Source organism: Gracilinema caldarium (assembly GCF_029265695.1).
Lineage (GTDB): Bacteria > Spirochaetota > Spirochaetia > Treponematales > Breznakiellaceae > Gracilinema > Gracilinema caldarium_A.
In genome coordinates, this window is record NZ_JAJUHW010000001.1 from 120294 (window position 1) to 146956 (window position 26663).

The 26663-nt window shown below is 51.5% G+C and carries 20 protein-coding genes; 11 read left to right on the forward strand and 9 right to left on the reverse strand.

Annotated features, from left to right (window positions below; all coding sequences use genetic code 11):
- Nucleotides 1-52: 52 nt before the first annotated feature.
- Nucleotides 53-1252 (forward strand): zinc-binding metallopeptidase family protein, encoded by a 1200-nt coding sequence (locus Q7P68_RS00515; protein WP_304221453.1) that lies wholly within the window; start codon nt 53-55, stop codon nt 1250-1252.
- Nucleotides 1249-2259: a glucosyl-3-phosphoglycerate synthase gene (locus Q7P68_RS00520; protein WP_304221456.1), complete on the forward strand. Its 1011-nt coding sequence runs from the start codon at nt 1249-1251 to the stop codon at nt 2257-2259. The genes Q7P68_RS00515 and Q7P68_RS00520 overlap by 4 nt, the downstream gene beginning before the upstream one ends.
- Here Q7P68_RS00520 and carB read toward each other — a convergent pair.
- The 4 genes from carB to Q7P68_RS00540 all read right to left on the reverse strand — a co-directional run bounded on the left by carB (nt 2234) and on the right by Q7P68_RS00540 (nt 8572).
- Nucleotides 2234-5497: a carbamoyl-phosphate synthase (glutamine-hydrolyzing) large subunit gene (carB, locus tag Q7P68_RS00525; RefSeq protein ID WP_304221458.1), complete on the reverse strand. Its 3264-nt coding sequence runs from the start codon at nt 5495-5497 to the stop codon at nt 2234-2236. The two genes, Q7P68_RS00520 and carB, sit on opposite strands and share 26 nt — an antisense overlap.
- Nucleotides 5494-6669 carry a glutamine-hydrolyzing carbamoyl-phosphate synthase small subunit gene (gene carA, locus Q7P68_RS00530; RefSeq protein ID WP_304221460.1) on the reverse strand — a complete coding sequence of 392 codons (1176 nt, stop codon included), beginning with the start codon at nt 6667-6669 and terminating at the stop codon, nt 5494-5496. The genes carB and carA overlap by 4 nt, the downstream gene beginning before the upstream one ends.
- Before the next feature lie 179 nt (nt 6670-6848).
- Complete coding sequence (gene ybaK, locus Q7P68_RS00535) at nt 6849-7322, reverse strand: Cys-tRNA(Pro) deacylase (RefSeq protein WP_369695291.1); 474 nt, start codon at nt 7320-7322, stop codon at nt 6849-6851.
- A gap of 35 nt (nt 7323-7357) precedes the next feature.
- Nucleotides 7358-8572 (reverse strand): FprA family A-type flavoprotein, encoded by a 1215-nt coding sequence (locus Q7P68_RS00540; protein WP_304221462.1) that lies wholly within the window; start codon nt 8570-8572, stop codon nt 7358-7360.
- A gap of 122 nt (nt 8573-8694) precedes the next feature.
- Here Q7P68_RS00540 and Q7P68_RS00545 point away from each other — a divergent pair, with 122 nt between their 5' ends.
- The gene (locus tag Q7P68_RS00545) at nt 8695-10920 is read left to right on the forward strand and encodes a sensor domain-containing diguanylate cyclase (protein ID WP_304221465.1); all 2226 of its coding nucleotides are present in this window, start codon (nt 8695-8697) and stop codon (nt 10918-10920) included.
- Between the two features lie 107 nt (nt 10921-11027).
- On the opposite strand, the gene Q7P68_RS00550 is transcribed toward Q7P68_RS00545, so the two are convergent.
- Nucleotides 11028-11465, reverse strand: a complete 438-nt coding sequence (locus Q7P68_RS00550; protein WP_304221468.1) for a response regulator — start codon at nt 11463-11465, stop codon at nt 11028-11030.
- 114 nt (nt 11466-11579) lie between these two features.
- Between Q7P68_RS00550 and Q7P68_RS00555 the strand changes: the two genes are divergently transcribed.
- The gene (locus tag Q7P68_RS00555) at nt 11580-12620 is read left to right on the forward strand and encodes a tRNA dihydrouridine synthase (RefSeq protein ID WP_304221470.1); all 1041 of its coding nucleotides are present in this window, start codon (nt 11580-11582) and stop codon (nt 12618-12620) included.
- 106 nt (nt 12621-12726) lie between these two features.
- On the opposite strand, the gene Q7P68_RS00560 is transcribed toward Q7P68_RS00555, so the two are convergent.
- From Q7P68_RS00560 to Q7P68_RS00570, 3 genes are all read right to left on the reverse strand, one after another.
- Nucleotides 12727-13356 (reverse strand): adenylate kinase, encoded by a 630-nt coding sequence (locus tag Q7P68_RS00560; protein ID WP_304221473.1) that lies wholly within the window; start codon nt 13354-13356, stop codon nt 12727-12729.
- A 91-nt stretch (nt 13357-13447) separates the two neighbouring features.
- Nucleotides 13448-14257 (reverse strand): ZIP family metal transporter, encoded by an 810-nt coding sequence (locus Q7P68_RS00565; RefSeq protein WP_304221476.1) that lies wholly within the window; start codon nt 14255-14257, stop codon nt 13448-13450.
- A 53-nt stretch (nt 14258-14310) separates the two neighbouring features.
- Entirely contained in the window at nt 14311-18039 is a 3729-nt protein-coding gene (locus tag Q7P68_RS00570) for a vitamin B12-dependent ribonucleotide reductase (RefSeq protein WP_304221478.1), read from the reverse strand.
- Nucleotides 18040-18192: 153 nt separating this feature from the next.
- On the opposite strand from Q7P68_RS00570, the gene Q7P68_RS00575 reads away from it, so the two are divergent.
- The 6 genes from Q7P68_RS00575 (at nt 18193) to Q7P68_RS00600 (ending at nt 23132) form a co-directional block, all read left to right on the forward strand.
- The gene (locus Q7P68_RS00575) at nt 18193-19674 is read left to right on the forward strand and encodes a glycosyltransferase family protein (protein WP_304221479.1); all 1482 of its coding nucleotides are present in this window, start codon (nt 18193-18195) and stop codon (nt 19672-19674) included.
- Nucleotides 19671-20567, forward strand: coding sequence for an HAD family hydrolase (locus Q7P68_RS00580; RefSeq protein WP_304221482.1), 897 nt, complete (start codon nt 19671-19673; stop codon nt 20565-20567). The genes Q7P68_RS00575 and Q7P68_RS00580 overlap by 4 nt, the downstream gene beginning before the upstream one ends.
- A gap of 66 nt (nt 20568-20633) precedes the next feature.
- The gene (locus Q7P68_RS00585) at nt 20634-21308 is read left to right on the forward strand and encodes a Crp/Fnr family transcriptional regulator (protein WP_304221485.1); all 675 of its coding nucleotides are present in this window, start codon (nt 20634-20636) and stop codon (nt 21306-21308) included.
- 5 nt (nt 21309-21313) lie between these two features.
- A complete protein-coding gene (locus Q7P68_RS00590; RefSeq protein ID WP_304221487.1) occupies nt 21314-21907 on the forward strand; it encodes a hypothetical protein in 594 nt (197 codons plus the stop codon).
- A gap of 37 nt (nt 21908-21944) precedes the next feature.
- Complete coding sequence (locus Q7P68_RS00595; protein WP_304221489.1) at nt 21945-22877, forward strand: hypothetical protein; 933 nt, start codon at nt 21945-21947, stop codon at nt 22875-22877.
- Nucleotides 22878-22913: 36 nt separating this feature from the next.
- Nucleotides 22914-23132 (forward strand): hypothetical protein, encoded by a 219-nt coding sequence (locus Q7P68_RS00600; protein ID WP_304221491.1) that lies wholly within the window; start codon nt 22914-22916, stop codon nt 23130-23132.
- 14 nt (nt 23133-23146) lie between these two features.
- Here Q7P68_RS00600 and Q7P68_RS00605 read toward each other — a convergent pair whose 3' ends face one another.
- Entirely contained in the window at nt 23147-24643 is a 1497-nt protein-coding gene (locus tag Q7P68_RS00605) for a RecQ family ATP-dependent DNA helicase (protein ID WP_304221493.1), read from the reverse strand.
- A 207-nt stretch (nt 24644-24850) separates the two neighbouring features.
- Here Q7P68_RS00605 and Q7P68_RS00610 point away from each other — a divergent pair, with 207 nt between their 5' ends.
- Complete coding sequence (locus Q7P68_RS00610; RefSeq protein ID WP_304221494.1) at nt 24851-26662, forward strand: DEAD/DEAH box helicase; 1812 nt, start codon at nt 24851-24853, stop codon at nt 26660-26662.
- The last annotated feature ends 1 nt before the right edge of the window (nt 26663 follow it).

A 26663-nucleotide genomic window follows, 5' to 3' on the forward strand; every position in this document is an offset into this window, starting at 1 on the left:
GTTTTTGTTTACTTTTGGAGCATTATACTATAAAACAGTAAAAGGGGGTACTATGAATATTTTTTTAAAATTAAAAGATACCTTAACCGCAGCTTATCAGAAATTGGTAAGGGCATCAAAAACGGTTTTAAGGTCCCTTAAGAAGGCTCAACATCCCCTGGCAGAACGGATTTTATCTGATGCAATGCAATTAAGCGGCATTCCCTCTCCCACTGAAAAGGAAGAGGCCCGATCAATCTTTATTGTAGAGCGGCTTGCAAGTCTGGGCGTGCAAAGTACTCTGGACGATGCAGGGCACCTATTGGCCCGCATTCCCTGTACAATCGCAGAAGATGTTAAGCCAATACTTCTTGTCGCAGCTCTTCCGAGTGAACATTGGCATCCCACGGCAAGTTTGGGGAGTCTGGATACGGAAAAGGCCTATGGGTCTGGCTTGGCTGACGCAATCGGTCCGGCAACCCTGCTGGCTGTTGCGGAGGCTATGAAGACCGGTTCCCTCCGGTGCAATAGGGATGTCCTTTTACTTTTTACCGCCTCGCCATCGGGAAAAGTTCCTGTGGAACTGTATAACAGTCTTATCGAAGGTTCTGACACAAGCCCTGCGGCAGTTTTTTCAATCCGGGGCCTTTCTCTTGGGGTTCTTAATACTTCCTACAAGGGTACCTATCAGATCCGTGTACACCTTACATTGGAAGATTCAGAGGATGCAGAAAGCAGGTATTCTGCGGTAGATGCCATCACCCAACTGGCCCAGAGCCTTTCTCTCGTGCAATGGGATGAAAAGGGCGAAACCAATTCTGTAATAAGCCGCATAGAGGCAGGCTTTGGGTTTGGAAAGCATCCCACGGAAGGTTTGGCAGAAATTGAGCTCTATTCGTCCGATTCAGCGGTGCTGGAAATGGCCATGAAGGCTGCAATAGCAACCGCCGAAAAAAGTGCTGCCCAATACAAGGCAAAAGCCCAGGTCGAGGTAGTGAGTTCTATTCCAGTGGGCAAGGCCGAGCCTAATCAGGAACTAACAAAGCTGGCTGCGGGGATTATGAAGGACCTGCATATCAAGATACGGGAAAAACCCGCAGTTTCTGCTGTGTCCTATTTTACCACTAAGAATATTCCTGCCATGGTCTTAGGCATGGCTCGGGGACATATAGGACTCGAACAGGACGAGATTGAGGTAGAAAGCCTTGAGGCGGGTAGGAAACTCCTCTTTACCATGCTGGAAAAGTTAACAAAAGAAGGAAATCTTTCATGATACAGAGCGATTCTCTATTAAACAGGACCTGGCACCACTCCCGCTTTGCGGACATAGACCGGCTTGTGGCTTTAAAAGAAAAAAAAGGACTTAAAATATCCCTCGCCTTTCCCACCTTAAATGAAGAGGCCACCATAGGAAAGGAGATTCTGGTGATCCGTACCGAACTTATGGATCGATACCCCCTGCTGGATGAAATCGTTGTTATAGACTCCTCGTCCCAGGACAAGACCAGGACCATCGCTGAACGGTACGGCGCAAAGGTATATCAATCTAAAAACATTCTGCCCACCTACGGCACCTACCGCGGCAAGGGCGAAAACCTCTGGAAGAGCCTGTATGTGCTCCAGGGAGACATTATTGTCTGGGTGGACGCGGATATTGCTAATATTTCGCCGAAATTTGTTTATGCCCTCGTTGGTCCCCTTTTAGAAGATGACTCCATCGGCTATGTCAAAGCCTTTTACGAACGGCCTATACGGTCCAGCGGGGACCTTAAGCCCTCAGGGGGCGGCCGGGTCACGGAAATATTGGTGCGGCCCCTCTTCTCGCTTTTTTATCCCGAACTGGCGGCACTCATTCAGCCCCTGTCTGGCGAATATGCGGGAAGGAGGAAACTTTTAGAAACCCTGCCGTTTTCAGTCGGCTATGGGGTAGAGCTGGGTCACCTTTTGGATATTTATCATCAATTTGGTATAAAAAGCCTTGCCCAGGTGGATCTGGATATCCGGATTCACCGGAACCAGACCACCCAGGCTTTGGGTAAAATGAGCTATGGAATTCTCAACACCTTTTTCAAACGGGCGGGCCAGTACGGCGATGCCCAATTGCTAAAGACTCTAGGGGCTTACCATATCAGCCTGGAAAATCAGGGCGATTCCCACCGGCTTATAGAAACAGAAATTCCGAGCATCGAGCGGCCCGCCATGGTTTCCATACCCGAGTATCGGGAACGCTTTGACGTGCCGCAAGAAACTCCTGCTACCGGTATTCTTCCCAAGCCTTGATTTCTAATCCCCGCTGTTCTTTGTACACCAGGGAATCGATAAACTGGCGGGCCACCTTGATATTGGTAAAGAGGGGAATGTCAAAGTCCACCGCCAGGCGCCGTATCAGGTAGTCGTTCTTCAGTTCTGTCTGTCGGTTGTTCTTAGGTATGTTGATGACCATATCCACTTCCCGGGACTTTATCATGGTGGCAATGTTGGGTTCCTTGGATTCCAGCGGCCAGTTCAGCGCTGAAGCCGGTACACCGTTTGCTTCTAGGAATTTAACGGTACCCCGGGACCCATAAAGTTCATAGCCCATTTCGACCAGTTTCCGGGCCGAATCCAGAAAGTCTACCTTGTCTTCGATGGGACCGGTGGAAAGGAGTATCTTTTTCTTGGGTATCCGGTAGCCTACGGAGAGCATCGCCTTGAGGAACGCGTCGTCCAGATCGGTGCCGATACAACCCACCTCTCCGGTAGATGCCATTTCTACCCCTGTAACCGGGTCTGCGCCATGGAGCCGGGAGAAGCTGAACTGGGCAGCCTTTACGCCTACCCATTCCAGGTCCAAGGCAGAAGAGGGGGCTTTCTGCACCGGTTCGTCCAGCATGGCTCGGGTAGCCATATCGATCATATTGACCCGACTCACCTTTGAACAGAAGGGGAAGCTCCGGCTGGCCCTGAGATTGCATTCAATAACCCGTACCCGATTTCGTTGGGCTAAAAACTGAATGTTAAAGGGGCCGGTAATGTCCAGAGCCTGGGCAATACGGGCGGTAATCTTTCGGATCTTCCTGATTGTTTCGATATAAAGCCGCTGGGCAGGCAGTACCACCGTAGCATCCCCTGAATGGACCCCGGCGTTTTCGATGTGTTCCGTAATGGCGTGGAAGAGGATTTCTCCCCGCTTAGCCACCGCGTCTACCTCGATTTCCTTGGAGTTTTCTACAAATTTGGAAATGACCACCGGGTGTTCGGCTGAAACTTCCGCAGCAAGTCCCAGATAGTTTTCAAGACTTTCATCGTCCCAGGCGACATTCATGGCCGCTCCAGACAGTACATAGCTTGGCCGGATCAGAACCGGATAGCCCACCTTGGCAGCAAAGGCTTTGGCGCTTTCGGTGTCCGTAAGCTCCTTCCATTCAGGCTGTTCTATACCGAGCTCATCCAGAAGGGCTGAAAATTTATGCCGGTTTTCTGCCATGTCGATAGAGTCGGGCCGTGTGCCGAGTATAATGGTACCCGCCTTGTAGAGCTTCATGGCCAGGTTGTTCGGGATCTGGCCTCCCATGGATAGTACAAGCCCTTCAGGCCGTTCATACTCGTAAATATCCAGCACCCGTTCAAGGCTCAGTTCCTCGAAATAAAGCCTGTCGCAGACATCATAATCGGTAGATACGGTCTCTGGGTTACAGTTCACCATAATGGTATAGCGCCCCGCATTCCGGGCGGTTTGCACCGCGTTAACACAGCACCAGTCAAATTCCACGCTGCTTCCGATTCGGTAGGGCCCAGAACCAAGCACCATGACTCCCCGGTTGGCCGGAAGCACATCGTTCATGGCCAGGGCGGCCGGTGCCGCCTGGGTATTGGTAGCGCTGCCGTAGGTCATGTACAGGTAATTGGTTTTGGCAGGGTATTCGGCAGCCAGGGTGTCGATCTGCTTAATCGCCGGCTTAAGCCGGTATTCATCCCGGAGACTGCGGATCCGTTCTTCCGGAAGTCCGAGTATTTCTCCAATACGGCTGTCGGAAAAACCGTGCCGTTTAGCCTGGGCAAGTAAGGCCCGGTCGGGAACTCCCGCTGATCCCGCAGTCTGCGGGCCCCGGAGCGCCCTCAGGCTTCGTTCTGTTTCCAGTACCGCCGCTATTTTATAGAGAAACCATTTGTCTATTTTGGTGATCCGGTGAATTTTATCCACCGACCAGCCAGAATCCAAAGCCCGGTATATGGCAAAAAGACGGCGGTCCGTCGGCTTTGCCAGAGCTTCCTTGAGATCCTTAAAATCGGTACCTAAAAGCCGGTCTTCTCCCGAAAGCCCAGGAGCTCCGATGCCGGTCATTCTGATAGCCTTTTGCAGGGCTTCTTCAAAGGTCCGTCCAATAGACATGACCTCTCCGACGGACTTCATTTCCGAACCAATGCGCTGGTCCACGTTTTTAAATTTAGTGAGGTCCCAGCGGGGGATTTTTACTACGCAGTAGTCCAGGGCGGGTTCAAAACAGCTTTTCGTAGCCCGGGTAATACGGTTTTCGATGTCCACCAGGGAATATCCCAGGGCCAGTTTTGCCGCCACAAAAGCCAGGGGGTAGCCCGTTGCCTTGGAAGCCAGGGCGGAACTGCGGGAAAGCCTGGCATTTACTTCGATAATCCGGTAATCCTCTGAATAGGGGTCCAGGGCATACTGGATATTACATTCCCCCACGATACCAAGGTGCCGGATAACTTCAATGGCGATCCTCCGCAGCTTATGATACTCCGAGTCGGTGAGGGTCTGGGATGGTGCCACCACAATGCTCTCTCCGGTGTGTATTCCCAGGGGGTCGAAATTTTCCATGTTACAGACCGTAATGCAGTTGTCGAACCGGTCTCGGACAACCTCGTATTCAATCTCCTTCCAGCCCCCAAGCCATTCTTCCACGAGAACCTGGGGCGCATGGGCAAAAGCCCGGTCACAGCGGCGCTGTAGCTCCGCCTCGTTTTTGCAAAGCCCCGAACCGGCCCCGCCCAGAGCATAGGCGACCCGCACCATGACAGGGTAGCCAATCTGGCGAGCCGCTTCTACCGCTGCTTCGGTGCTGGTTGTGGCGATGCTCCGGGGTGTTTTAGCTCCGATCTCGTTGAGCCGTTCTACAAAAAGCTGCCGGTCCTCCGTATCCTCGATAGCCTTTATCGGACTGCCGAGCACTTCTACCCCGTATTTATACAGGGTACCATCCTTAGCCAGGGCCACCCCGCAGTTTAGGGCTGTTTGTCCGCCAAAGGAAAGAAAGATGCCGTCGGGCCGTTCTTTTTCTATTACCTGCCTGACATATTCGGGGGTAACGGGCAGGAAGTAGGTTGCATCAGCCATCCCTTCGCTGGTCTGAATTGTTGCTATGTTCGGATTGATAAGTACCGACTGGATACCCTCTTCCTGAAGGACCTTGAGCGCCTGGGACCCCGAATAATCAAATTCTCCGGCCTGTCCAATCTTGAGGCCCCCGGATCCTAAGACCAGTATTTTTTTATATTGATGAACAGCGGTTTTGTTCATTTCTTACCCCCTGCCATGTACTGGCGGACATCCTGGATAAACTGATCGATGAGAAATTCCGTATCCCGCGGCCCAGGACAGCCTTCGGGATGGAACTGCACTGCCCGGAAGAATCCCTTTTCGGACCTGATTCCTTCCACGGTGCCGTCGTTTGCATTTTCGAACCATGCTCGCCAATTCCGGGGCAATGTATCCTCCCTGACCGCATAGCCGTGGTTCTGGCTCGTGATATAGCACCGTTCGGTTCCCACTTCTATACAGGGCTGGTTTTGTCCCCGGTGCCCATAGGGGAGCTTATAGGTGTCGGCCCCCGCAGCCAGGGCCATGAGCTGGTTTCCGAGGCAAATGCCAAATATGGGCCGCGTATCATTCAAAGCGGTGCGGATGGTTGCAATCGTTTTACCGCAGGCCTTGGGGTCTCCGGGGCCGTTGGAAAGAAAAAGCCCGTCATATTCAATGCCAGAGAGGTCGTGGTTCCATGGTAGCCGGATGACCTCCACACCTCGATTAAGCAGGACCCGGAGAATGTTTGCCTTGGCTCCGCAATCCAGGAGGGCAATCCGCGGAACGGGGCTGTCTCCCGGGCTGCGGGGGCTGAGGGGGCTGAGGGGGCTGAGGGGGCTGTAGCGCCGCACTTCCTTTGGCGAAACCTCCGCTACCGGATGGCTTATGTCGCCTGATTCAAAGGTTACCTCTCGGTTTCCTTCTACCAAGATTTTGCCCCGCATTACCCCATGCTCCCGCAGCCGTTCCGTAAGGGAGCGGGTATCGATCCCATAAATACCAGGCACATTATTTTTTTCCATCCAATTAGAAAGGGTGGTCTGGCTTGCAAAATGGCTCGGTTCTTCGCAGAGATCTGCCACTACAAAGCCTGCAACCTGAATACGGTTGGATTCAAAGTGTACCGGTATTCCCCATTCATCCAGTATCATGTTGCCCTGCTTGTCCAGGGGGATCCCGTAATTGCCGACCAAGGGGTAGGTAGCTACGAGGATTTGGCCTCGATAACTGGGATCTGTCAATGATTGGGGGTAACCTGTCATTCCTGTTGTAAAGACCACTTCTCCAGCCTGGGAGCGGGCTTTTCCGAAGGACCATCCAATAAATTCCGATCCATCTTCCAGCACGAGCCGGGCGCTGAGCCGGACACTGCTTGCTTTGCGTTTCATGGAACCTCCAGGGGTGTTTTCTGGATAATATGTTTAGCATGCAGAAAATACAAGGGGGTGATTAAAAAATAGGAAACAAAAAGAAATAAAATCTGCTATTTTATGGTTTTTTTTGTAATGAAAAATAAAAAAATGCGTTTTCTATTCCTAGAAACAGCCTTTTAAGCTCATCAAATGAATTATTCAATAAGCGGCAAAAATACAGCCCCCGCAAGTTCCGCAAGAATCTGAGGGGCAATCATAATTTGAAGCCCCCGTCGGCCTGCGCTTACTGAGATGGTGTCGAACATAAGGGCGGTTTCATCAATAAAAGTTGGAAATGCTTTTTTCATACCCAGGGGCGAACAGCCGCCGCGGATATAGCCGGTTACCGCTTCGAGGTCCCGCAGCGGGAGGGGCCGCACCGCCTTGTCTCCTACGGCTTTTGCTGCCCGTTTAAGATCTACTTCGCAGGTACCGGGGACCACACAGACAAGGTACCCTGTCCGTTCTCCCACCAGGACTATGGTTTTAAATACCCGGTCTGCATCAAGCCCCAAAAGCTCCGCCGCATGGGTTGCGGAAAGGTCTTCCTCATCAACCGGGTACTCTAAAACACTGAATGGTATCCGCCGCTGTTCCAGCATACGGATCACTGTCGTTTTTTCTATCATCAATTGGAAGCACCTAAACCATATAAGTGTTCTTGTTAAAGGGCTTTTACTGCCCGAGCCAAAGCCCGGCCCCGTTCTTCCAGTGTTTTAAGGTCCGCTTCGGTTGGTGCTCCGGGCCACTCGTGGGATTCAAGGGACGTCCACTTCAGGTCCGCTATAGCGGCCTCATATTCCTTTTTTGCACCGCCGACCCAGCCCCAGGAGCCGATGCGAAGCACCTGCTTATTGTACACATGTTTGCGCTTCAGAATATCGATGACATAAGCCATGGGCGGAAACATGGCATATTCGTAGGTGGGCATGGCAAGGACAATGCCTGCGCTCTTGTAGGTATCGGCCAGCACATAGGACACATCCTCATTGGGTACCCGGTGGATAGAGTAGGGGACTCCCTCTGCTTCGATGCCGCGAATCACCGCATCAAGGCCCTGTTTGGTGTTGCCATACATGGATCCCCAGACTATGGCGATTTCTTTTTCCGGTTTTCCGTTTGTATAGGTGGCATATTTCAGGTACCGCTCAACAATTTTAAGGGGTTCCTTTCTCCAGACAATACCATGGCTTGGGGCAATACATCGAATCTGGAGCCCCTCAAGTTTTTTCACCGCCCGGTCTACAAATATGGAGAATGAACCCACTATGTTTGCGTAATAACGAAGGCTTTCCTTCTCGTAAAAGGCATGTTCTTCGATGCTGAACTGATCGTCAAAAACCCGGTCTCCCAGGGCTCCAAAGGATCCAAATGCATCGCAGCTAAAGAGAGTCCCCGATTTTGCTTCCCAGGTCATCATTGTTTCGGGCCAGTGGACGTTAGGAGTCTCGAAGAACTCGAGCACCATGCCTTTGCCGAGGTCGAGCTTGTCGCCAGTCTTAACCGCCCGCAGATTGTCCGCAACATGGTAAAAACTCTTGACTAACTCGACACCCTTGGCGGTGCTCAGAATCTCTATGTTTGGATTGATAGCTTTGAACTCCCCAAGCCAGCCCGTATGGTCCGGTTCCAGGTGGTTCAAAACAAGATAATCTATATCTTTAAAGGAAATACCCAGCGAACTAAGTTCAGCTTCAAGCTGTTTTGGAGCGTTAGTCCAGTCCCGGACCAGGTCGATAAGGGCTATTTTATCGCCCCGAACTATGTAAGAATTCAGGGAAACCCCCTGCGGAATGGGCCAAATGCCTTCGAACAAATCGTTTGTTTCTATATCTGCATGAAGACAAAAAACGGAATCGGAAATAGCATATGCTTTCATAGGTTCCTCATTTATGTGGGTAATGGATTTTCGGTTCTAAGTATAACAAAAAAAGGCGCTGTTGCAAGGCTCTATTTGCAACACGGGGCTAAATAGCATATAGTACTAATGAAGGACGCGGAATGGAACAAAATCAAAAAACGGAACAGATTGAATCCTTAAAAAATGAACTTTTAGCCGCCTGGAGACTATGCAATACTGAACCTTCATCTGCGCTCTCCCAGTCAGAGCTGCTTTTGCAGCAAAGCAGGGCTATACACTATAAAAAGGGAGAAGGCTGGGCGCTGTTAATACAAGCGAAAGCATCATTTCAGATTACCGATTTTGAAAGCGCAAAACAGGCCATCGGAAAAGCTATTGAACTGTTCCAGAAATATCGGGACATAGAGGGATTGGCTGAATCGTTTGTGATTGAATCAGCCCTGTTCATACAGCAGGGCGCTCTGGATAAGGCTCTGGAGGATGCAACAAAGACCCTGGAAATTGCAAAAGAAGGCGAGTATCCCCTATTGGAGACCAAGGCCGCGAACCGTATCGGCGAAGTACTGCTTAAAGCCGGGGCAGTGCACCAGGGGCTGGAATACTTTATGCGAGCCGCGTCGAGCCTTAAAAAATACGAGTCTATTCAGGATAACCAGCAGAACAATAAACGGGACATTCTTGAGCTACAGGCCCGGCTGTTTTCTAACCTAGGCCTGGCGTTCTTAGAAATTGGTGAAACCAGTAATTCGATAGAATACCTTGAATTAGCCCTAGGCTGTGCAGAACAGAATCAAGATAAGGGATCTTTGCTTTTTATTCTTAAGGGGCTTTCTGTCGCATATAGAAGAACAGGGGACCGAAAAAAAGCCGGAGACCTCTTGTTTGAAGCCCTGGATCTTGCAAAACAGTCCAAGCAAAATTTGGTACTGCTTGATCTTAAACTAGAGCAAGCCTTGCTTTTGATTGAATCGGATATCTATCTCGAAGCTATCGAAGCGCTTAACGGAATTATACAGGATGCCCTTAAAAACCAGCTTATTCCCATCCTTACCGAAGCATACCGTCTGAGGTCCCTTGCGTTTGAGCTAAGCGGCGACAGTGCTTCCGCGCTAGAAGATTATAAACAGTTTCATAAATATCAGGAAGACTTATCGGGAGAACAGATTGCCCAAAGCAAAAAGGATGCAGAAATTCTTTTTGAACTTGAACGGGCAAAAAACGAAGCGGAGATTTACCGGCTTCGGAACGTGGAACTTCGAAAACACAAGGAAGAGCTTGAACAGAGCAATCAGCGGCTCAAGGCGGTTATGGAAATTGCCAAGGTCGTCACCGCTTCACTGGATATCCAGGTTATTGCCCAAACTGTCCATGCAAGCCTTATGCATCTTATGGATGCTTCTGGATTTTCCCTTGTGCAATATGATGAAATCCATGACCAGATACATTTTATTCTTTTTTTAGAAGATGATACCATACATGAACCCTTTACCATTGCCGCTGACAGCCAGGACAGCTTTGCCGCCTATGTTGTTAAGCACAAGGAGTTTATTAAGCTCGATGATATTGATGCAGAGTATGCTCAATATGTTAAAAATCCAACCCATTTGGGCGGACGAAAAACAAAATCGATGATGTATGCTCCGCTTCTAGTGGGTGGAAAAGTGGTCGGTGCTTTAAGTGTCCAGAGTATGAAGACCGGCGCTTATACCAACGAAGATGGGGAACTGCTCCGTTCTGTCAGCACTTTTATTGCCATAGCCATGGAAAACAGCCGCACCCATGATGAACTCCTCCGGCTTAACCAGGATTTACAGGCCGAAAAGGATGCTTTGGAACAGCTCACCAAAAAAGTGAGCCGCCTTGCAAACCATGACGGTCTTACGGGTCTTCCAAACCGGCTCCTTTTGGGAGAATTGCTAGAAAAGGCAATTTTAAGAGCCGCCCGGCATTCAACTCTGGTGGCGGTCCTTTTTATGGATCTGGATAATTTTAAGCCTATAAATGATCGATTCGGGCATCATGCGGGGGATTTGGCGCTTATTGAGGTCGCCCACCGTTTTAAAAATGCCCTGAGGGCCATGGACGTTATTGCCCGGGTAGGGGGCGATGAATTTGTTGCCCTCCTCACCGATTTAGATGACCCCCAGGCAGCATCTATTGTTTCAGAAAAACTTTTGGATGCCCTCAGAAATCCGGTAATAGTGAACAATACTCCCTGTGAACTGGGTGTTTCTATCGGTATAGCCCTATACCCCCGGGATGGGAAGCTGGCAGATGATCTTTTGCACCGGGCCGACGAGGCTATGTATGAAATTAAACGGGAAAACAAAAACGGGTATGCTTTTTATAGGCATGAAAAGAAATAGGCGGAACCGCCCCTCCGCAGCCCCGCCTGTTAATGGCTCTTCATCACATTGAAACTGGCTTTGCGATTGATTGCGGTTACTTAAAACTACAGGTAACCGCTCATTCTTTATTTTTTTAAAACCGAAACAACCCGTTCCAAAACCTTTTTTCGGTCCAGGGGCTTAACAATATAGCTTTTTGCGCCTAAGAGCAAAGATTTTTTAACCACGTCTTCCTTGCCTAAGGCGCTCACCATAATAACCACGGCATTTTTATCAAATTCCAAAATTTTTTCCAGGGCTGAAACCCCATCCATGACCGGCATGGTAATGTCCATGGTAACCAGATCAATGTTGGGAAAGAGCTCTTTATATTTTTCAATTCCCTGCACACCGTCAGTAGCTGTCCCCACTACCTCAAAGCCTTCTGATGTAAGGATTTGTCCCAGCTGTTTAGCAATAAACATGGAATCGTCTATAATGAGTACCCGATAGGGAGTTCCGTCCGGTTTTATGCCATCAGGTTCCTTTTCGTTGATACTGGGCATATCGCTTTTAGCAATCATGCGGTATCCTCCTGCTTCTGTTATAACCTAAGTTCCCCGTTAATTCAAGCGCAAAGGTGTATGTTGTCGGTATGCCCCTTTTTTATCCAGAGGTCTTTATGCTACATTCAGCCCATGTCGGTACCCTTTGTTCTTGCTCCTCTCGCTGCCCTGAGCCACCGGGCTCTGCGGCAGCTCATTTATGAATTCGGCGGCTGCGATGAATATTTTTCAGAAATGCTGAGTGCTCCTTCCCTGCTTGCGGCTAATCCCTTGGAATCCTACTACCTTGATGCCGGGCCGGTCCCGGAACAATTGGTGTACCAGATTGTCGGTTCCGATCCTGAGGTCCTTGCCCAGGCTGCAGCCCTGCTTGATGAGCGGGATTGCCGGGGTATAGACCTTAACATGGGCTGCTCGGCTCCCGAGATTGTGAGGATTGGGGCAGGGGTATGGTGGATGGACCATCCGGATGAGGCTTTCGCCCTGGCAGGAAAGCTGCGTAAGGCGATCCGGCGCCATCGGTTCAGCGTAAAACTGCGGCTTGGGTCCGATGAAAATCTGGACCGTCTTGTCTATTTTTGCCGGGGACTTGAGCGGGAGGGTGTGGACCTGATTACGGTTCATCCGCGGACCAGCAAGGAAAAGCTGAAGCGCCGGGCCCGGTGGACCGCCGTGGAGGTGGTTAAAGAGGCCCTTTCAATTCCCGTAGCCGGCAACGGCGACATAGAAGATGCGAGTCAATTGGTCCACCGGGCCCGGAGCGGCTGTGATGCGGTTATGGTTGGCAGAGCTGCGGTTCGTGCCCCGTGGATATTCGCCGAGGCCCGGGCCCTGGAACAGGCGGAACATGTAATGGCGGAGCCTTCAACGGCCGAGCTTGCAACGGCCGAACCCAGGGATATCGACCTCCTTGCGGTAGCGGACCGGTTTCTTGAACTGCTCGAGCTATACCAGCCACCAGAGTATTTTGAAAGCCGCTCGAAAAAGTTTTTCCTGTATTTCTGCGAAAACCTAACCTGGGCTCACCATGTGAGGACCCTGTTGGGGCGGGAGACCGAAAGACGGGGTATGATGTGGGTATTGGAAAACTATTTTGCCCAGGAAAGCCAGGACCGACACGTAAGTATTCCGAGTATTCCAATTATTCCGGGGCCAAGTTCCACGGTACCATGAAAACTAAGGCCCCGGCATTGTAAACATGCAATAATGAAATAAGTGAGCCAATTGCAAAAGTCGGTTACTTTTGCAATTGGTTTTACGATTGCTTATTGCGGGGAACTTACAGCTTCAGGGCTTTGCGGAAGTTTTCGATAACCTGGTCCACCGCAGGCCGTGCATCTACATCTACCAGGAGCCCTTTTCTTCGATAGTATTCGATAAGTGGGGCCGTCTGGGCCCGGTATACTTCGAGCCTCCTCTGGATTGCATCGCTTTGGTCGTCGTCCCGGGTGTAGAGCTCTCCGCCGCAGAGGTCGCAGCGGCCCTCTGTTTTGGGTTTTGTAAACAGTATATGGTAATTGGCGCCGCAGTTTTTGCAAACCCGACGACCCGAAAGCCTTTCAATAACCGCCCCATCGGGAATGTCAAAGTTGACAACCCTATCCACCTTAGAGAAGCTGTCCAGGGCATCTGCCTGGGCTATGGTGCGGGGAAAACCATCCAGAATATAGCCCTTTTGGGCATCCTCTGCGGCGAGCCGTTCCCTCACGAGGGCAATGGTTGTTTCGTCATCCACCAGTTTGCCCGCATCGATAATTTCCTTGACCTTAATGCCAAGGGGGGTACGGGCGGCAATGGCGGCCCGGAAGATAGCGCCGGTGGATATATGGGGTATCTGCAGAAGTTCTACAGCCTTTGCGGCCAGGGTGCCTTTTCCGGCACCGGGCGGTCCGAGAAAAACTAACTTCATGGGTTTGCTCCTATTTGCACCCATATTGCACTAATTATATCGATAACGCAAGCCTTGCAGGGAATTTTCCGCTGAATGTTCATCAATCTTATTAGCCAAGGGCCACGTCAAGGGCCATCATGACCGCAAATCCAAGCATGAGGCCCAGGGTGGCAATATGTTCGTTCCCTTCCCTGCGGGATTCGGGAATGACTTCTTCGGCCACCACATAAATCATGGCACCGGCAGCGAAAGCCAAGGCATAGGGGAGTATGGGCTGCATCAACGTGACCAGGGCAGCTCCTGCTACTCCTGCCACAGGTTCAACTGCCCCCGATAACTGGCCATACCAAAATGCTTTACGGCGACTGAGACCGTCCCTCCGTAAGGGGATGGAAACAGCAGCCCCTTCGGGAAAGTTTTGGAGGCCGATACCTAAGGCGAGGGCCACTGCGCCTGCTAGGCCCGCCGAGGGAATACCCGCCGCGACTGCGCCAAAACCGACTCCGACCGCAAGCCCTTCAGGTATGTTGTGGAGGGTGATAGCCAGCACAAGCAGTACGGACCGCTGCCAGTTTGTTTTAATACCCTCAGCTTCGCTCCGCTGGTATTCTATATGAAGGTGGGGCAGGATCCGGTCTACAATCCGGAGAAAAAGCCCTCCCATAAGGAAACCCACAACGGCGGGGATCCAAGGAGAGCCTCCCATGGCTTCTGAAAGCTCTATAGCCGGCTGGAGCAGGGACCAGAAACTGGCGGCAATCATGACGCCCCCGGCAAAACCGAGCATGGCGTCCAGCACTTTCCGATTTATCGATTTAAAGAAAAAAACTGTGCCCGCACCCAGGGCGGTAACGCTGTAGGTAAAGAGTGTGGCTACCAGGGCCTGGGGCACGGGGCCTAACGAAGCTAACCATTCCATGGCTCAATCATAGGACAGAACGCCCCGGCGGCGCAAGGGCCGGGGCTAGGTAATCAGCTGCAGCCGGTGGTGCTGCCGCAGGTGTCGCACTTGAGGCAGGTGCCATTTCGGACCAGGGTAAAGTAGCCGCAGACAGGGCAGGGGTCTCCTTCGTAGCCCTTGACCCGGGCCTGGGCGATTTTTATGGCCTGCTCTTGCTCCAGTTTTGCCTTGGCATTCCTTTGTACGTCCACGAGCCCCGCAGCGCCTTGTTCATTCGCCGAAGCGGCGGCAGGCGTTGATGCGGATAGCGAACCTACGGCTGATGACATTTCTGACAAGACCGGCGCTGCAAGGGACGCTTCTTCGGTGCTGTCCTGGGCTGCTGCCTCAGCGGTTTCGATCCGTTCCGCCTGGTGGGGCCGGAAGCCCGCACTGGCCCTGCTGTGGCCGTTGCCGTTATCCGACTTTGTCCCGGTGGCGATGAGATCCTCGGGCTTTACCTGGGCCAGGTCAGTGCGCCTCAGGTAGCTGATGGCCAGGTCCCGGAAAATATAGTCAATGACGCTGGTGGCCATTTTAACATAATCATGCCCCTGGACCATGCCGTTGGGTTCAAAGCGGCTAAAGGTAAAGGCGTCCACATATTCTTCCAGAGGGACTCCGTACTGGAGCCCTAATGAAACGGCGATGGCAAAGCTGTTAAGGAGGCTTCGGAAGGCGGCGCCTTCCTTGTGCATGTCAAGGAAAATCTCGCCCAGGCTTCCATCTTCGTATTCTCCGGTGCGGATAAAGATGGAGTGGCCGCCGATTTTTGCCTTCTGGGTATAGCCTGCCCGGCGATTAGGCAGGGGTTTTCGTACTCCCCGCAGGTCCCACTTGTTGGTAAGTTTCTTTCCTTCTGGCCCGAAGATTCCTGCGATGCTGTCTGCCTTAGCGGTGCTGCCGCGGGAAGCGCTTCCCCCATCGGAAGGACCATCCAGGTCCTTTTGCAGGGCGATAAGTGTATCCGCCAGCGGATCCGTGCCCGGCGCAAAAGATGAGAGGGGCTGGGATAGTTTGGAACCGTCCCGGTACAGGGCTACGGCCTTAATTGCCCTCCGCCAGGACAGCATGTAGGCTCCTTTGACATCCTCATAGGTGGCGCTGTTGGGCATGTTAATAGTTTTGGAAATGGCGCCAGAAATAAAGGGCTGGGTTGCGGCCATCATTTCGATATGGGCAGTCCAGGAAATGGATCGTTTGCCGTTTTTGCCCGACGGGGTGGCGGTATCAAAGACTTTCAGGTGTTCTGGTTTGAGATTTGGAGAACCCTCTACCCCCATGGTGCCGCAGGCATAGGTTTCCGCCACTTCAATTTCTTCGGCGCTAAAGCCCAGGTGTTTGAGGAGGCTAAAACCCGGCAGGGACCAGGTCGATTCGGGAATTTTCAGGGTCTGTTCCACAAAATCCTTTCCGATAATCCAGGGGCTGAAAATAGATTCCAGCGAGTAGGCGCTTTTGACTGCCTCTTCCACTTTTGCAAGGGTTTCCTCAGTAAAGCCCTTCTCTTTCAGGGCTGCAAGGGATATACCGGGGGCATTCGCAAGGGTCTTGTGCCCCAGAGCATAGGCGATGATTTCATCAATATCTTTTTGATCGTACCCCAGGGCTTTAAGGGCCGGAGGAACCGATTGATTGATGATTTTAAAGTAGCCCCCGCCGGCAAGTTTCTTGAATTTGACGAGCGCAAAGTCCGGTTCTATGCCGGTGGTGTCGCAGTCCATGAGGAGCCCGATGGTCCCCGTGGGAGCAATGGCTGTAACCTGGGCATTACGGAATCCGTATTGGGTACCCAGTTCCAGTGCCTCGTCCCAGCTTTTCCGGGCCGCTTCAAGCATGTCCTGCGGACAAGAAGATTCATCGATGCCTACAGGAATGGTGTGGAGCCCTTCGTATTCTTCAGCCTTGGCGTTGTAGGCTGCCCGGCGGTGGTTCCGGATGACCCGTAGCATGGCTTCACGGTTTTCTGGATACCGGAGGAAACTGCCGAATTCCTTAGATATGAGGGCCGATTGCTTGTAAGCTTCCCCAGACAGCATGGCCGAGAGTGCCCCCGCCACAGCGCGGCCTTCTTTGGAGTCGTAGGCAAGGCCCATCACCATGAGGAGGCTTCCCAGGTTAGCATAGCCGAGACCCAGAGTCCGGTATTCGTAGGAAAGCTGGGCAATCTGGGGGGAGGGGAATTGGGCCATGACTACCGAAATTTCAAGCACCATGGTCCAGATGCGGATGGCATGGAGGTAGTCTGGTATGTTGAAGGTCCCCGTTTCAGGGTTATACAGGGTGAGCAGATTGATGGATGCAAGGTTACAGGCCGTATCATCCAGGAACATGTATTCCGAACAGGGGTTCGATGCCCGGATTTCACCCCCCGCCGGGCAGGTGTGCCAGTCGTTGATGGTGGTGTGGAACTGGAGCCCCGGGTCGGCGCATTGCCAGGCCGAGCGGGCTACCTGGTCCCAAAGCTTACGGGCCTTAATGGTTTTGACCATGTTTTTATCGGTCCGGCCGGTAAGCTGCCAGTCTGCGTCGTCAAGCACGGCCTGCATAAATGCGTCGGTGACCCGCAGGCTGTTGTTGGACGACTGGCCCGAAACGGTGTTGTATGCCTCATCGTCCCAGGCGGTGGAAAAGACTGCGGGATTAACCGTGTCGTCTCCCTGCTCAAGGCGGCGCAACAGCTGGTACAGGTAGGTGGGCGGGATCTGGTCCCGCAGGGCGGCCCGGAGGGCTGCTGCAAGTTCATGGTTTTTAAGGGCATTAAAGCGGTCCTCATCGGGGCCGCGGAAGCTCTGGATTGCCTTCTTAACTCCATCAAGGTGTTTTTTAATGATAACAGAACCGGTGGCCATGGAGGCTACCTTGTGTTCTTCTTCGGCTTTCCATTCAACATATTTTTCCACATCCGGATGGTCCGCATCCAGGGTAACCATTTTGGCGGCCCTGCGGGTGGTACCGCCTGATTTAATCGCCGAAGCAGAGCGGTCTCCGATTTTGAGGAATGAAAGCAACCCCGATGATACACCCCCTCCGGAAAGCCGTTCATTAGCCCCCCGGATCTTTGAAAAGTTGGAACCCGTACCAGAGCCGTATTTGAAAAGCCGGGCCTCTCGGGTAATTAGGTCCATAATGCCCCCCTCATTCACGAGGTCGTCCTCTATGGATAGGATAAAGCACGCATGGGGCTGGGGCCGCTTGTAGGCGCTGTCGGACTTTTTAAGCTTTCCCTCAAGGGGATCGAAATAATAGTGTCCCTGGGCGGGGCCATCGATACCGTACACTGCATAAAGCCCCGTGTTGAACCACTGGGGACTGTTGGGGGCTGCCATTTGGTGGGCCAGCATGTAGCACAGTTCATCATAAAAGGCTCGGGCGTCTTCTTCGGTATCAAAATACTTGCTTTGCCGCCCCCAATCCATCCAGGTATAGGCAAGCCGGTGAAAAACCTGGCGTGCATCGTGTTCGCTTCCGTCCAGGGGAATGCGGTCCCCCGGATCTTCGCTCCCCTTTGATTTTCCTTTTTGTTTTGGGACCCAGTTTTTCCAGTCCAGAGCTTTATCAGCTGGAACTCCGGCTTTTCTAAAATATTTTTGAGCTATAATATCGGTCGCTATTTGGCTCCAGAAGGACGGAACGATAACTGTCTCTTCCGAAAAAATAAGACGGCCGTCGGGGTTGCGGATTTCGCTTTTCCGTTTTTCCCAGGTTATGCCCTCATAGGGGCCCGATTCAGCGGTAGTAAACAGACGGTCAATTTTCATGGGACTCTTCCTCTTTATTGAATCACATACTATACCGGTAGTGTTGTTTCTGACTATATATACACTATATGAAGTGGTCTTGCAAGTTGTTTTTCTGTTTTTGTTGTAATATTCAGTTTTTTACCTTACAATAAAAGGTACAAGGAGCAACCGATGTATATAGCCTTACTTCATTATCACCTGCTCCGGGGTGGCGTTTCTTCTGTGATACGTCATCAAGCTGCGCTGCTTAAAAAGGCAGGATACCAGGTCCTGCTGATTACCGGAGAGAGCCCCTCTGAAACGGGCGAAATTCCTGTTGCCCTCGTACCGCTCCTTGCCTATGATGTGGTCCGTTCCGAAAGGACGGGAGCATTGCCCTCCGAAGAAAACCCTCACACCCTCGCCCAGGGGATTCTCGATGCCATGCAAAAGCAGTGGGGACGGACTGCGGACATACTTCATGTACATAATCCGCTTTTACGGAAAAACTCTTTACTTTTGCCTGCCTTGGAAGATCTCCAAAAAGAGGGACTGAACTTGCTTTTGCATAACCATGATTTTGCCGAAGATTTCAGGCCCGATGTGTATACGGCGGATCAGAATTATCCAGCTAACTGCCACTACGGTGTTATTAATCGCAGGGATTATTCGTTTCTCCATCGTTCAGGATTGCAGAAGGAAGGCCTCCATCTCTTGCCCAATGCGGTAGCTCCTTTGCAATGGACAGGGGAACTTAAACGACATCGTTTTGTATATCCTGTCCGGGCCATACGGCGCAAAAACCTGGGTGAAGCCCTGCTCTTGTCCCTTTTCATCCCGCAAGGAACCACCGTTGCCGTTACCCTGCCTCCTGCTCCAACCAGCCCCGACCAGCCCTACTACCAATTCTGGAAACACTTGGCCCAGGACTTGCATCTCCCGGTAGAATTTGAAATAGGACTTAAGGAACCGATACAGGATATTATGGGGAGCGCCCAAGCGGCATTGACCACATCGGTAAAAGAAGGCTTTGGTTTTTCATTCCTAGAGCCCTGGACCGCGGATGTTCCGGTCATTGGCCGCCGTATTGCCTATATTTGCACCGATTTTGAACGGGACGGAATTAGCTTTCCCCACCTGTATGATTCTCTTGATATCCCCATGGCATACCTGTCGCCGCCTCTGCTCCGTAAAAAATTAGAGCAGGCGCTGGTAGAAACCTATGAAGCATACCATCTTGACCTGGAACCTCATACGCTCAAAACCTTAACGGACGACATTTTTTCCCGGGAAGTTTTTGATTTTGGAAAACTGGATGAGGAACTCCAGATGGATATCATCAAAATGGTCGCTTCAAATTCTATCGCCCGTCAGGATATTATTGATGTGAATCCCTTTTTAGAAAGCCTTTGCAGCTGGGATATCAGTGACCATGATGATATTGTACAAACCAACAAGGAGCTCGTACTGCTCCACTACAGTATGGAACATGCCCTGAACCAGCTCCAAATGGCTTATACCAGGGTCACCAGTCTTAAGGTCCAGCATAGGGTCTCAAAAACGGTGCTGTTGGATTTGTTTTTGGATCCCCTTAAGCTCTATCCAGTCGGCATTTCCCGAAAAAGTCCCTCTAACTTAACTCAGCAATCCAAATGGGGAGCCGGTTCCCGATGAACAGTTCATCCCTGAGTCCTGATCTGGAGGCAAAACTCCTCGACTTGATCCGCCGCAGTACTTCTACTCAAACCGTGCTGAAGCCGGAAAAACTTCCTGACCGCTTACAGGCTCTCCGTTCAAGCGCTTTCGTTCGTACGAAACAACGTCCCCTCTCTGGTATTAGGGTTGTTTTGTTTGATATATACGGAACCCTGTTTTCTTCCCGGGCGGGGGATATAGGGACTGAAGTAACTGTAAACCGTGCTGCCCCAGCTGGGAGCGGCGATGTACAGGCAGCGTCCTATTTCCAGCGTGCAGTCTTTGAGAGGCATCTCGAACTTTTTGCTGAGACCCCCTATCCAGAGGTGCAGGTTGATGAAATCTGGGCCTCTTATCCTGGCCGTCCTCAGAATATAACAAGTTTTGAATATGCCCTCCGTTACGAACTTGACCATAATCCCGCTTTTCCCATGCCGGGAGCCCTGGACTGTATTCAGCAGCTCCGGGAAGTCGGGCTCCCCTTGGGTATAGTTTCCAACGCGCAGTTTTATACGCCCCTCTTATTCAAAGCTTTTTTTAGCGCAGCTCCGGAACAACTGGGTTTTTCGGAGGTCCTTATTGCCTATTCATACCATTTTGGCCGGGCAAAACCAGCTCCTGAGCTGTTTGAGCCCGTTCTTTCATCACTAAAAAAACAGGGCTATCAGATTGATGAATGTCTCTATGTAGGTAACGACATGCTCAACGATGTGTATGGCGCAAAAAATGTGGGTATGCGTGCAGCCCTGTTTGCGGGAGACCGAAATTCCTTGAGACTGCGGGAAGATAATCCTCTCTGCAGGGATCTGCTTCCAGACCTGGTACTTGAATCCCTTTCGGATTTACCCGCTTGCCTGTCGCAAGCCTTGTAGGCTTGGCTTATTTGGTTGGCAATAAACCTGGCGATAAACCTAAACTTTCGGTAATATGGTCTTGGTATGCAAAAACAGGATTTACTGAGTTTTTCTGTTTCTTCCCTCTGCCGCGGTATGGATGTGCTTGTTCTCCGGGATATGCTCGAAGCAGTCTCCTACCGGATAATTTCAAAGCAAAAGGAGTCTGTGGTACTTTCTGCGGGGAGCCGCTACAACGAACTTCATATTCTTTTAGAAGGTTCAGTACAAGCAGTTATGGACCATGAGAATGGTAAGTCTGTTCTTATAGAAAGCATTGAAGCGCCAGACCCGATCGCTCCCGCCATACTCTTTGCTCCCCGGCAGGTTTTGCCCGTAACAGTCCTCGCTGAATCGGACTGCAGAATTCTCGTACTACCCCTGGAGACAGTTCTGGATCTCTGCCAGAAAAACCGCCGCTTTCTTATTAACTTTCTCACCGAAATTGGCGGAAAACTATCCCTCTTTGCAGAAAAATTCAAGCTTCTTGAATTTTCAAGTCTTCGCAGGCGTATTGCGGTTTTTCTCTCAGATCGTTTGGAACAGGGTACTTACACCCTGCCGTTTCCTAAGGAAAAACTTGCTGAATACCTTTCCGTAGCCCGGCCTAGCCTTTCCCGGGAACTATCTGAAATGGTGAGCGAAGGAATATTGAAAATCGACGGCAGAACTATTACTGTCTTAAATCAAGAAAAATTTAAAACCCTTCTTATGGAGTAGACCTTATGAAACAGAAAAAACCAAAAACTCGGCTTGAGCGCTTTTTATCTCAACTCATACTTTTCTGTATTGCTGTTATGCTCATAGTATCGGTGCTGGCTTTTATCCAAGCCACCTTGCATCCCCTTGATCCAGTGGTATCCAAAGCTGAAGTAACCCTCACAATTCTGGATAAAACACTGAGCAGTTCTCTCTTTTCAGGCGTTTCCCTGGGTACCATTGTGGTCATCCTATCAATCCTTGCCCTGTCTATGGCAGGTAGAGGGGTGCATAGAAGACAATATATGGTCTCCTATTGGAGAGGTATTCTTTCATCGGGCATTTTCTTTTTATCCGATGCTTTTTACCGCTATGTCCGTTCTCGAGGTTTATTATACTATTCCGCATCGCTGGCTCTTTTTATTGCGGTAATGCTGATCCTGGTCGAAATAATTTCACGGTGGGGATCGGCTAGCGAAGAACGGGATCGGCGGACTGAACTGCTCGCGTCTATTGTGTCAGGCTTAAGTTTTGGACTGCTTGTGCAAGCATTTGAAGCCCTCTTTGCCCTGGCTAAAGAGAAAGTTCCCGATCTTCTCTCCCGATTTTCTTTTTTTTAAGATGAACCCATGATACAATGGCGACAGGAGCGAGGAAATGAAAAAAGTAATAAGCATTGTATGGTGTATTGTTTCTCTGAACATACCTCTTTTTGGCTTTGAGGGTTTTTCTAATGATCCTGGGTCTCATATGGCAAGTCTTTCTCAGGCTTTGCAAAAAACGTATGTAGCAAAGGCAGGCAATACCGCATTAAAATTTACCATGCCAGTATGGGGGCTTAAAACCTATACCTGGGACCATTATTATGCAGCAGATCTCATGGCTGATGCGAGCAGAGACATAGATTCATTTTATTTCGGTCCCCTTTATCCCCATGCCCAGACTCCATCATTTTCCTATACAAAGGCTCTATCTCCCCGGGAATTACGATCGATAGAAGCCAAAGCTTTATTAGACTATCTCCAGTTTATGGATGGCTGGTTTATACGGCTCCGGAGCCTTTTTGCTTCAGCCCAGTCTGATGTGAAAAAAGAGCGGGATGCCCTCTATTTGCTGGGAGTTATTATCCACTCCTATCAAGATCTATGGGCTCATTATGGCATTACCAACGAAATGCACCGGGCCTTGCTTAAGCATCGGGGCATAGATGTGGACCGGGATCCAAAGCGGATTGCTATTATGGAGCACAAGCTCGAAGGTTTTGTGACCAATTTACCCGGCCTTTTAGGTACTCCCGCGGGAGAAATCTTTGTTTCCCTCATTAAATCTGATCAAGAATATGTGCCGCCCACCATTGGAGAACGGAAAAAACTGCTTGGCCGCGGACGGGATATATTTTTGGAAGGCATTAACTATGTGGTCTTTACTTCCGATACGGATAAAAGTCTAACTTATCTAGAACAGATTCAGTGGGACGCGGAAACACTGGACAAAATAGTGCAGAATCCTGAAGCGTTGCATCAAGCTGCATCCCAAAAATCTCCTGACGCCCTCATTTCATTTTTAGAAATTTGGGGCTATCAGTTTTAATGTGCTTAGAGTGATCTTTATCGAGGGCCAGTGCGGATGAATTTGCAGGAACTACTCCAATTGTTACCCCAGGTACTCACTTCCTGGGAAGTTTGGGCTGTTACCGTTGTACTTGTTTTATATTTTTTTCTGGTATTTTATGTTGCCCGCCTGTATAGCAAGCCCAAGTCCTTTTCCATGATTGCCCCGCCTAAAAAGCCAGCACCGGAAAAGGGTAAAAAAGCAGCGGCAGAAGAACCGGAAGTTGAAGGCTGAAGCGAACTTTCGCATCAGCTTAATACTTTATTCCACAGGGGGCAGCGGCTTTCTTTAAGTTTCCCCCTTGCAAGCAACGTGCTCAGGGCCTTCCGGGCTTCTTCTCGGGATAAATCGAGACGCTCTTGGTTAGCAATAAAGTCTGCCGCTTCGGCTAATGTAAAACGCCGGGGACTTTGTTTTATTAAGGTCTGCAGCACCGCTTCTTCCCGCCATGACCCTGATGCTCTCCCAAGACACTCATCGCAGGAACTCTCATCGCCTGTGCAGTTTGCCTGTATCATTTCATCGCTTTTTCCTTCCAAGAGCGAAAGCAAGAGCCTCCGCCTGCAGCGGCCTCTGCTGCTGCCGTACAGAGCCATAGCTCCGCTGCGCAGCTCGTCTTCAGGTCCCCAGAGGAGAATAGCTGTAGCATTCTGCCCATCCCTGCCAGCTCGGCCAGCCTCCTGGATATAGGCTTCCACCAGGCTGGGACAGTCAAAATGGATAACCGAGCGGATGTCGCTTTTATCTACCCCAAGGCCGTAGGCACAGGTCGCCACCAATATGCCCTTTTTGCTGGAGAAAAACCATGTTTCCACTTTATCCTTTTCCTGCCGTTCAAGTCCCGCATGATAAAAGTAAATCTCCTGAGTTTTCAGGTCGTAGCGAAGCGCCTGGGCAAGCTGTTCTGTCCGTGACCGGGAACTGCAAAACACGATGGCCGGCCGGGGGATATGGGCTAAAAGGGAGCGCAGGGCAGCTTCTTTTACGAGGCTTCGGACCAGTCGGTAACTGATATTGGGCCGGTCCGGGTCCCCCATTACCAGGTGGACCGCTTGGTCACCAAAAATGTAGTGCCGGATTTTATCAAGTACCGCAGGGCTTGCGGTGGCGGTAAAGGCCGTCACCAAGGGTGGGTTCAGTTCAGATATGATATTTCCCAGTTCAAGGTATGCCGGCCGGAAGGTCTCGCCCCATTGGCTTACGCAATGGGCCTCATCAATGACCACATGGGCAATCTGGGCACTTTTAAGGAGGGCCCTTACCGGCTGCCCAGCAAGCACCTCAGGATTGGCGATGATAAAGGTGTTCTCCGGTTCCTGTAGCAATGCTGCGAGGTCTGCCCGTTCCTCTGTGCTTTGGCCTCCCCTGATAAGGGCCACCCGGGCTCCCTGTTCTTTAAGCCGCCGGGCCTGGTCCGCCATGAGGGCTAAAATTGGAAATATTACCAATGTTGGCCGGGCAATAATACGGGCAGGAAGCTGAAAGCAGAGGGATTTTCCAGCTCCGGTGGGCAGAATGACAATTTGTTTGCCAAAACCTTTCCAGGTATCTTCGTCACTGTCCGGAGCTGTTTCATCAATCTTGCTTTCCTCAGGCTCAAGGATCTCCATCGGTATGGAAGCAGAACGGGCCGCCTCAAGTATATTGGCAATAACAAGCCTCTGGTACGGATAGAGGTACTGCAGTCCCGCCGCTGTAAGACCCGCAGCGATCAGTTTTTCTATGGAGATAAAATCTTTAGACATAACCAAAATCCTTCCTGTGCTGAAAAAACCTGTCCCGCAAGCTCATTTGAGCATAATACCCGCTAGACATGAATAGGCTGCATATAGTACTATCCGTTATCATATTTTTGCGTTAATCCCGCAGTCAGCGTTAATAGTCCTGTAAATCCTACTACCGTTCTATTGGCCTACCCAGCGCTCAGTCGGGAATTTGCGCCAAGGACGTACATGACAACGACACAAAACCTCTCTTTCGACGATTTCGGCTTGTCCGAACGGGTGCTCTCTGCCGTCAAGGCAAAGGGCTTTATTGCTCCCAGCTCAATCCAGGCCCTGGCTCTGCCCCGGCTTTTGGCTGATGAGGGCCACCTGATTGCTAAAGCCAGGACCGGCACCGGCAAAACCGCCGCCTTCGGTATCCCCCTGGTCGAGCGCCTCGCATCCCCCTCTCAAAAACCCCGGGCTCTCATTCTTACCCCCACAAGGGAACTGGCGCTCCAGGTTGCCCAGGAAATCAAATCCCTCGCAGGCGGTCCCTTCCCGCGGATTGCAGCGGTTTACGGCGGCGCCTCCATCGGGCCCCAGCTCAGGGACCTGAGCCGCGGTGTGGAAATCGTAGTCGGAACCCCCGGCCGGGTCATGGACCATTTGGACCGGGGCTCCCTGGACCTGTCAGAAGTGGACTGGTTCATCCTGGACGAGGCCGACGAAATGCTCGACATGGGCTTTTTCGAAGATGTGGAGACTATCCTTTCCAAGACAAAGGCGGATCGACGGGTAGCCCTCTTCTCTGCCACCATGCCCGAGGCAATCCTGTCCCTGGTAAAACGCCATATCGGCCAGTTTGATATTGTGGAAGACCATGCATCCCAGGAAGAAAAACCTGCGGTAGACCAGTATTATCTCCTTTTGCGGAGAGAAGATAAGCTCGAAGCCCTCAGACGCATCATCGACGGGGCCGATGAATTTTACGGCCTCGTGTTCTGCGGAACCAAGGTAGAAACCGATGAACTGGCACGCCGCCTCGTGGAAAACGGCTACGCCGCCGAGGCAATTCATGGGGATCTGTCCCAGGAAGGCCGGGAACGCACCCTGCGCCGTTTTCGTTCTCGGATGACCACCATTCTTGTGGCCACCGACGTAGCAGCCCGGGGTATAGACGTAGAACGGCTTACCCATGTTATCAACTGGGATCTGCCGAACGACCGGGAAACCTATGTACACCGTATTGGCCGCACCGGCCGGGCGGGCCGCAGGGGGATCGCTATCAGTTTCGTGCTTCCCGCTTCCCGGGGCCGCATCACCCAGCTTTCAAGAAGCATGGAAAAAGCCCTGGGCTCTCCTATCCAGAAAATGCCGATTCCCTCGGTTCCAGCGGTGATGACCGCAAGCCAAAAGCGGGTCATCCAAAAAATACTCGCTGCGGTTCAGGTCCTCTCTGAACAAGCTGAAACAGAGGGCGAAGCGGTTCATATTGATGAAAAAACGGCCCTCAGCGCTGCCCTCTTTGCTCCTGGGGATCCCCGATCCCTCGTAGCTGAGGAGCTTATTAACACCCTCGGTGAACGGCGGGCCATCGAGGCGTTGGTAGCCTCCGCCTACGGAAACGAGCTGGATCCTTCCCGCTATGGGCCGATTGTGGAAATTACCGATCGCCCGGTTCGCGGCAGCGACCGCAGCTTTGAGCGGGGGAGAAGTTCCGGCCGTTTCGGCGGCGATGCCCGGGATGGGAAAAGCGGCCGTATCCGGGAACGGAGCGACCGCGAAGGCTCGTACCGGTCCGGTGAAGCGCCGCACCGGCGGGCGGCAGGCGACCGGGTCTATATCGGTATTGGCCGGCGGCACGGAGCTTCTGCCCGGGACGTGGCGGGGCTCCTCATGCGGGCAGGCGGTGTCCCCGGGCGCCTCGTGGATGCCATTGAGGTTCGGGACTACTGTGCCTATGCAACCCTGCCCCCCGAGGCCGCCCGCCGGGCCTACGACTTTGCAAAAAGAGACCCGGAACATCCGACCATAAAACCCGCGGGCAGCAGGAATTAAT

What these genes read in the sequence shown, in the direction of transcription:
- Q7P68_RS00515 (WP_304221453.1), top strand. Translation starts at nt 53, where the DNA reads ATGAATATTTTTTTAAAATTAAAAGATACCTTAACCGCAGCTTATCAG.
- Q7P68_RS00520 (WP_304221456.1), top strand. Translation starts at nt 1,249, where the DNA reads ATGATACAGAGCGATTCTCTATTAAACAGGACCTGGCACCACTCCCGC.
- carB (WP_304221458.1), bottom strand. Translation starts at nt 5,497, where the DNA reads ATGAACAAAACCGCTGTTCATCAATATAAAAAAATACTGGTCTTAGGA.
- carA (WP_304221460.1), bottom strand. Translation starts at nt 6,669, where the DNA reads ATGAAACGCAAAGCAAGCAGTGTCCGGCTCAGCGCCCGGCTCGTGCTG.
- ybaK (WP_369695291.1), bottom strand. Translation starts at nt 7,322, where the DNA reads ATGATAGAAAAAACGACAGTGATCCGTATGCTGGAACAGCGGCGGATA.
- Q7P68_RS00540 (WP_304221462.1), bottom strand. Translation starts at nt 8,572, where the DNA reads ATGAAAGCATATGCTATTTCCGATTCCGTTTTTTGTCTTCATGCAGAT.
- Q7P68_RS00545 (WP_304221465.1), top strand. Translation starts at nt 8,695, where the DNA reads ATGGAACAAAATCAAAAAACGGAACAGATTGAATCCTTAAAAAATGAA.
- Q7P68_RS00550 (WP_304221468.1), bottom strand. Translation starts at nt 11,465, where the DNA reads ATGATTGCTAAAAGCGATATGCCCAGTATCAACGAAAAGGAACCTGAT.
- Q7P68_RS00555 (WP_304221470.1), top strand. Translation starts at nt 11,580, where the DNA reads ATGTCGGTACCCTTTGTTCTTGCTCCTCTCGCTGCCCTGAGCCACCGG.
- Q7P68_RS00560 (WP_304221473.1), bottom strand. Translation starts at nt 13,356, where the DNA reads ATGAAGTTAGTTTTTCTCGGACCGCCCGGTGCCGGAAAAGGCACCCTG.
- Q7P68_RS00565 (WP_304221476.1), bottom strand. Translation starts at nt 14,257, where the DNA reads ATGGAATGGTTAGCTTCGTTAGGCCCCGTGCCCCAGGCCCTGGTAGCC.
- Q7P68_RS00570 (WP_304221478.1), bottom strand. Translation starts at nt 18,039, where the DNA reads ATGAAAATTGACCGTCTGTTTACTACCGCTGAATCGGGCCCCTATGAG.
- Q7P68_RS00575 (WP_304221479.1), top strand. Translation starts at nt 18,193, where the DNA reads ATGTATATAGCCTTACTTCATTATCACCTGCTCCGGGGTGGCGTTTCT.
- Q7P68_RS00580 (WP_304221482.1), top strand. Translation starts at nt 19,671, where the DNA reads ATGAACAGTTCATCCCTGAGTCCTGATCTGGAGGCAAAACTCCTCGAC.
- Q7P68_RS00585 (WP_304221485.1), top strand. Translation starts at nt 20,634, where the DNA reads ATGCAAAAACAGGATTTACTGAGTTTTTCTGTTTCTTCCCTCTGCCGC.
- Q7P68_RS00590 (WP_304221487.1), top strand. Translation starts at nt 21,314, where the DNA reads ATGAAACAGAAAAAACCAAAAACTCGGCTTGAGCGCTTTTTATCTCAA.
- Q7P68_RS00595 (WP_304221489.1), top strand. Translation starts at nt 21,945, where the DNA reads ATGAAAAAAGTAATAAGCATTGTATGGTGTATTGTTTCTCTGAACATA.
- Q7P68_RS00600 (WP_304221491.1), top strand. Translation starts at nt 22,914, where the DNA reads ATGAATTTGCAGGAACTACTCCAATTGTTACCCCAGGTACTCACTTCC.
- Q7P68_RS00605 (WP_304221493.1), bottom strand. Translation starts at nt 24,643, where the DNA reads ATGTCTAAAGATTTTATCTCCATAGAAAAACTGATCGCTGCGGGTCTT.
- Q7P68_RS00610 (WP_304221494.1), top strand. Translation starts at nt 24,851, where the DNA reads ATGACAACGACACAAAACCTCTCTTTCGACGATTTCGGCTTGTCCGAA.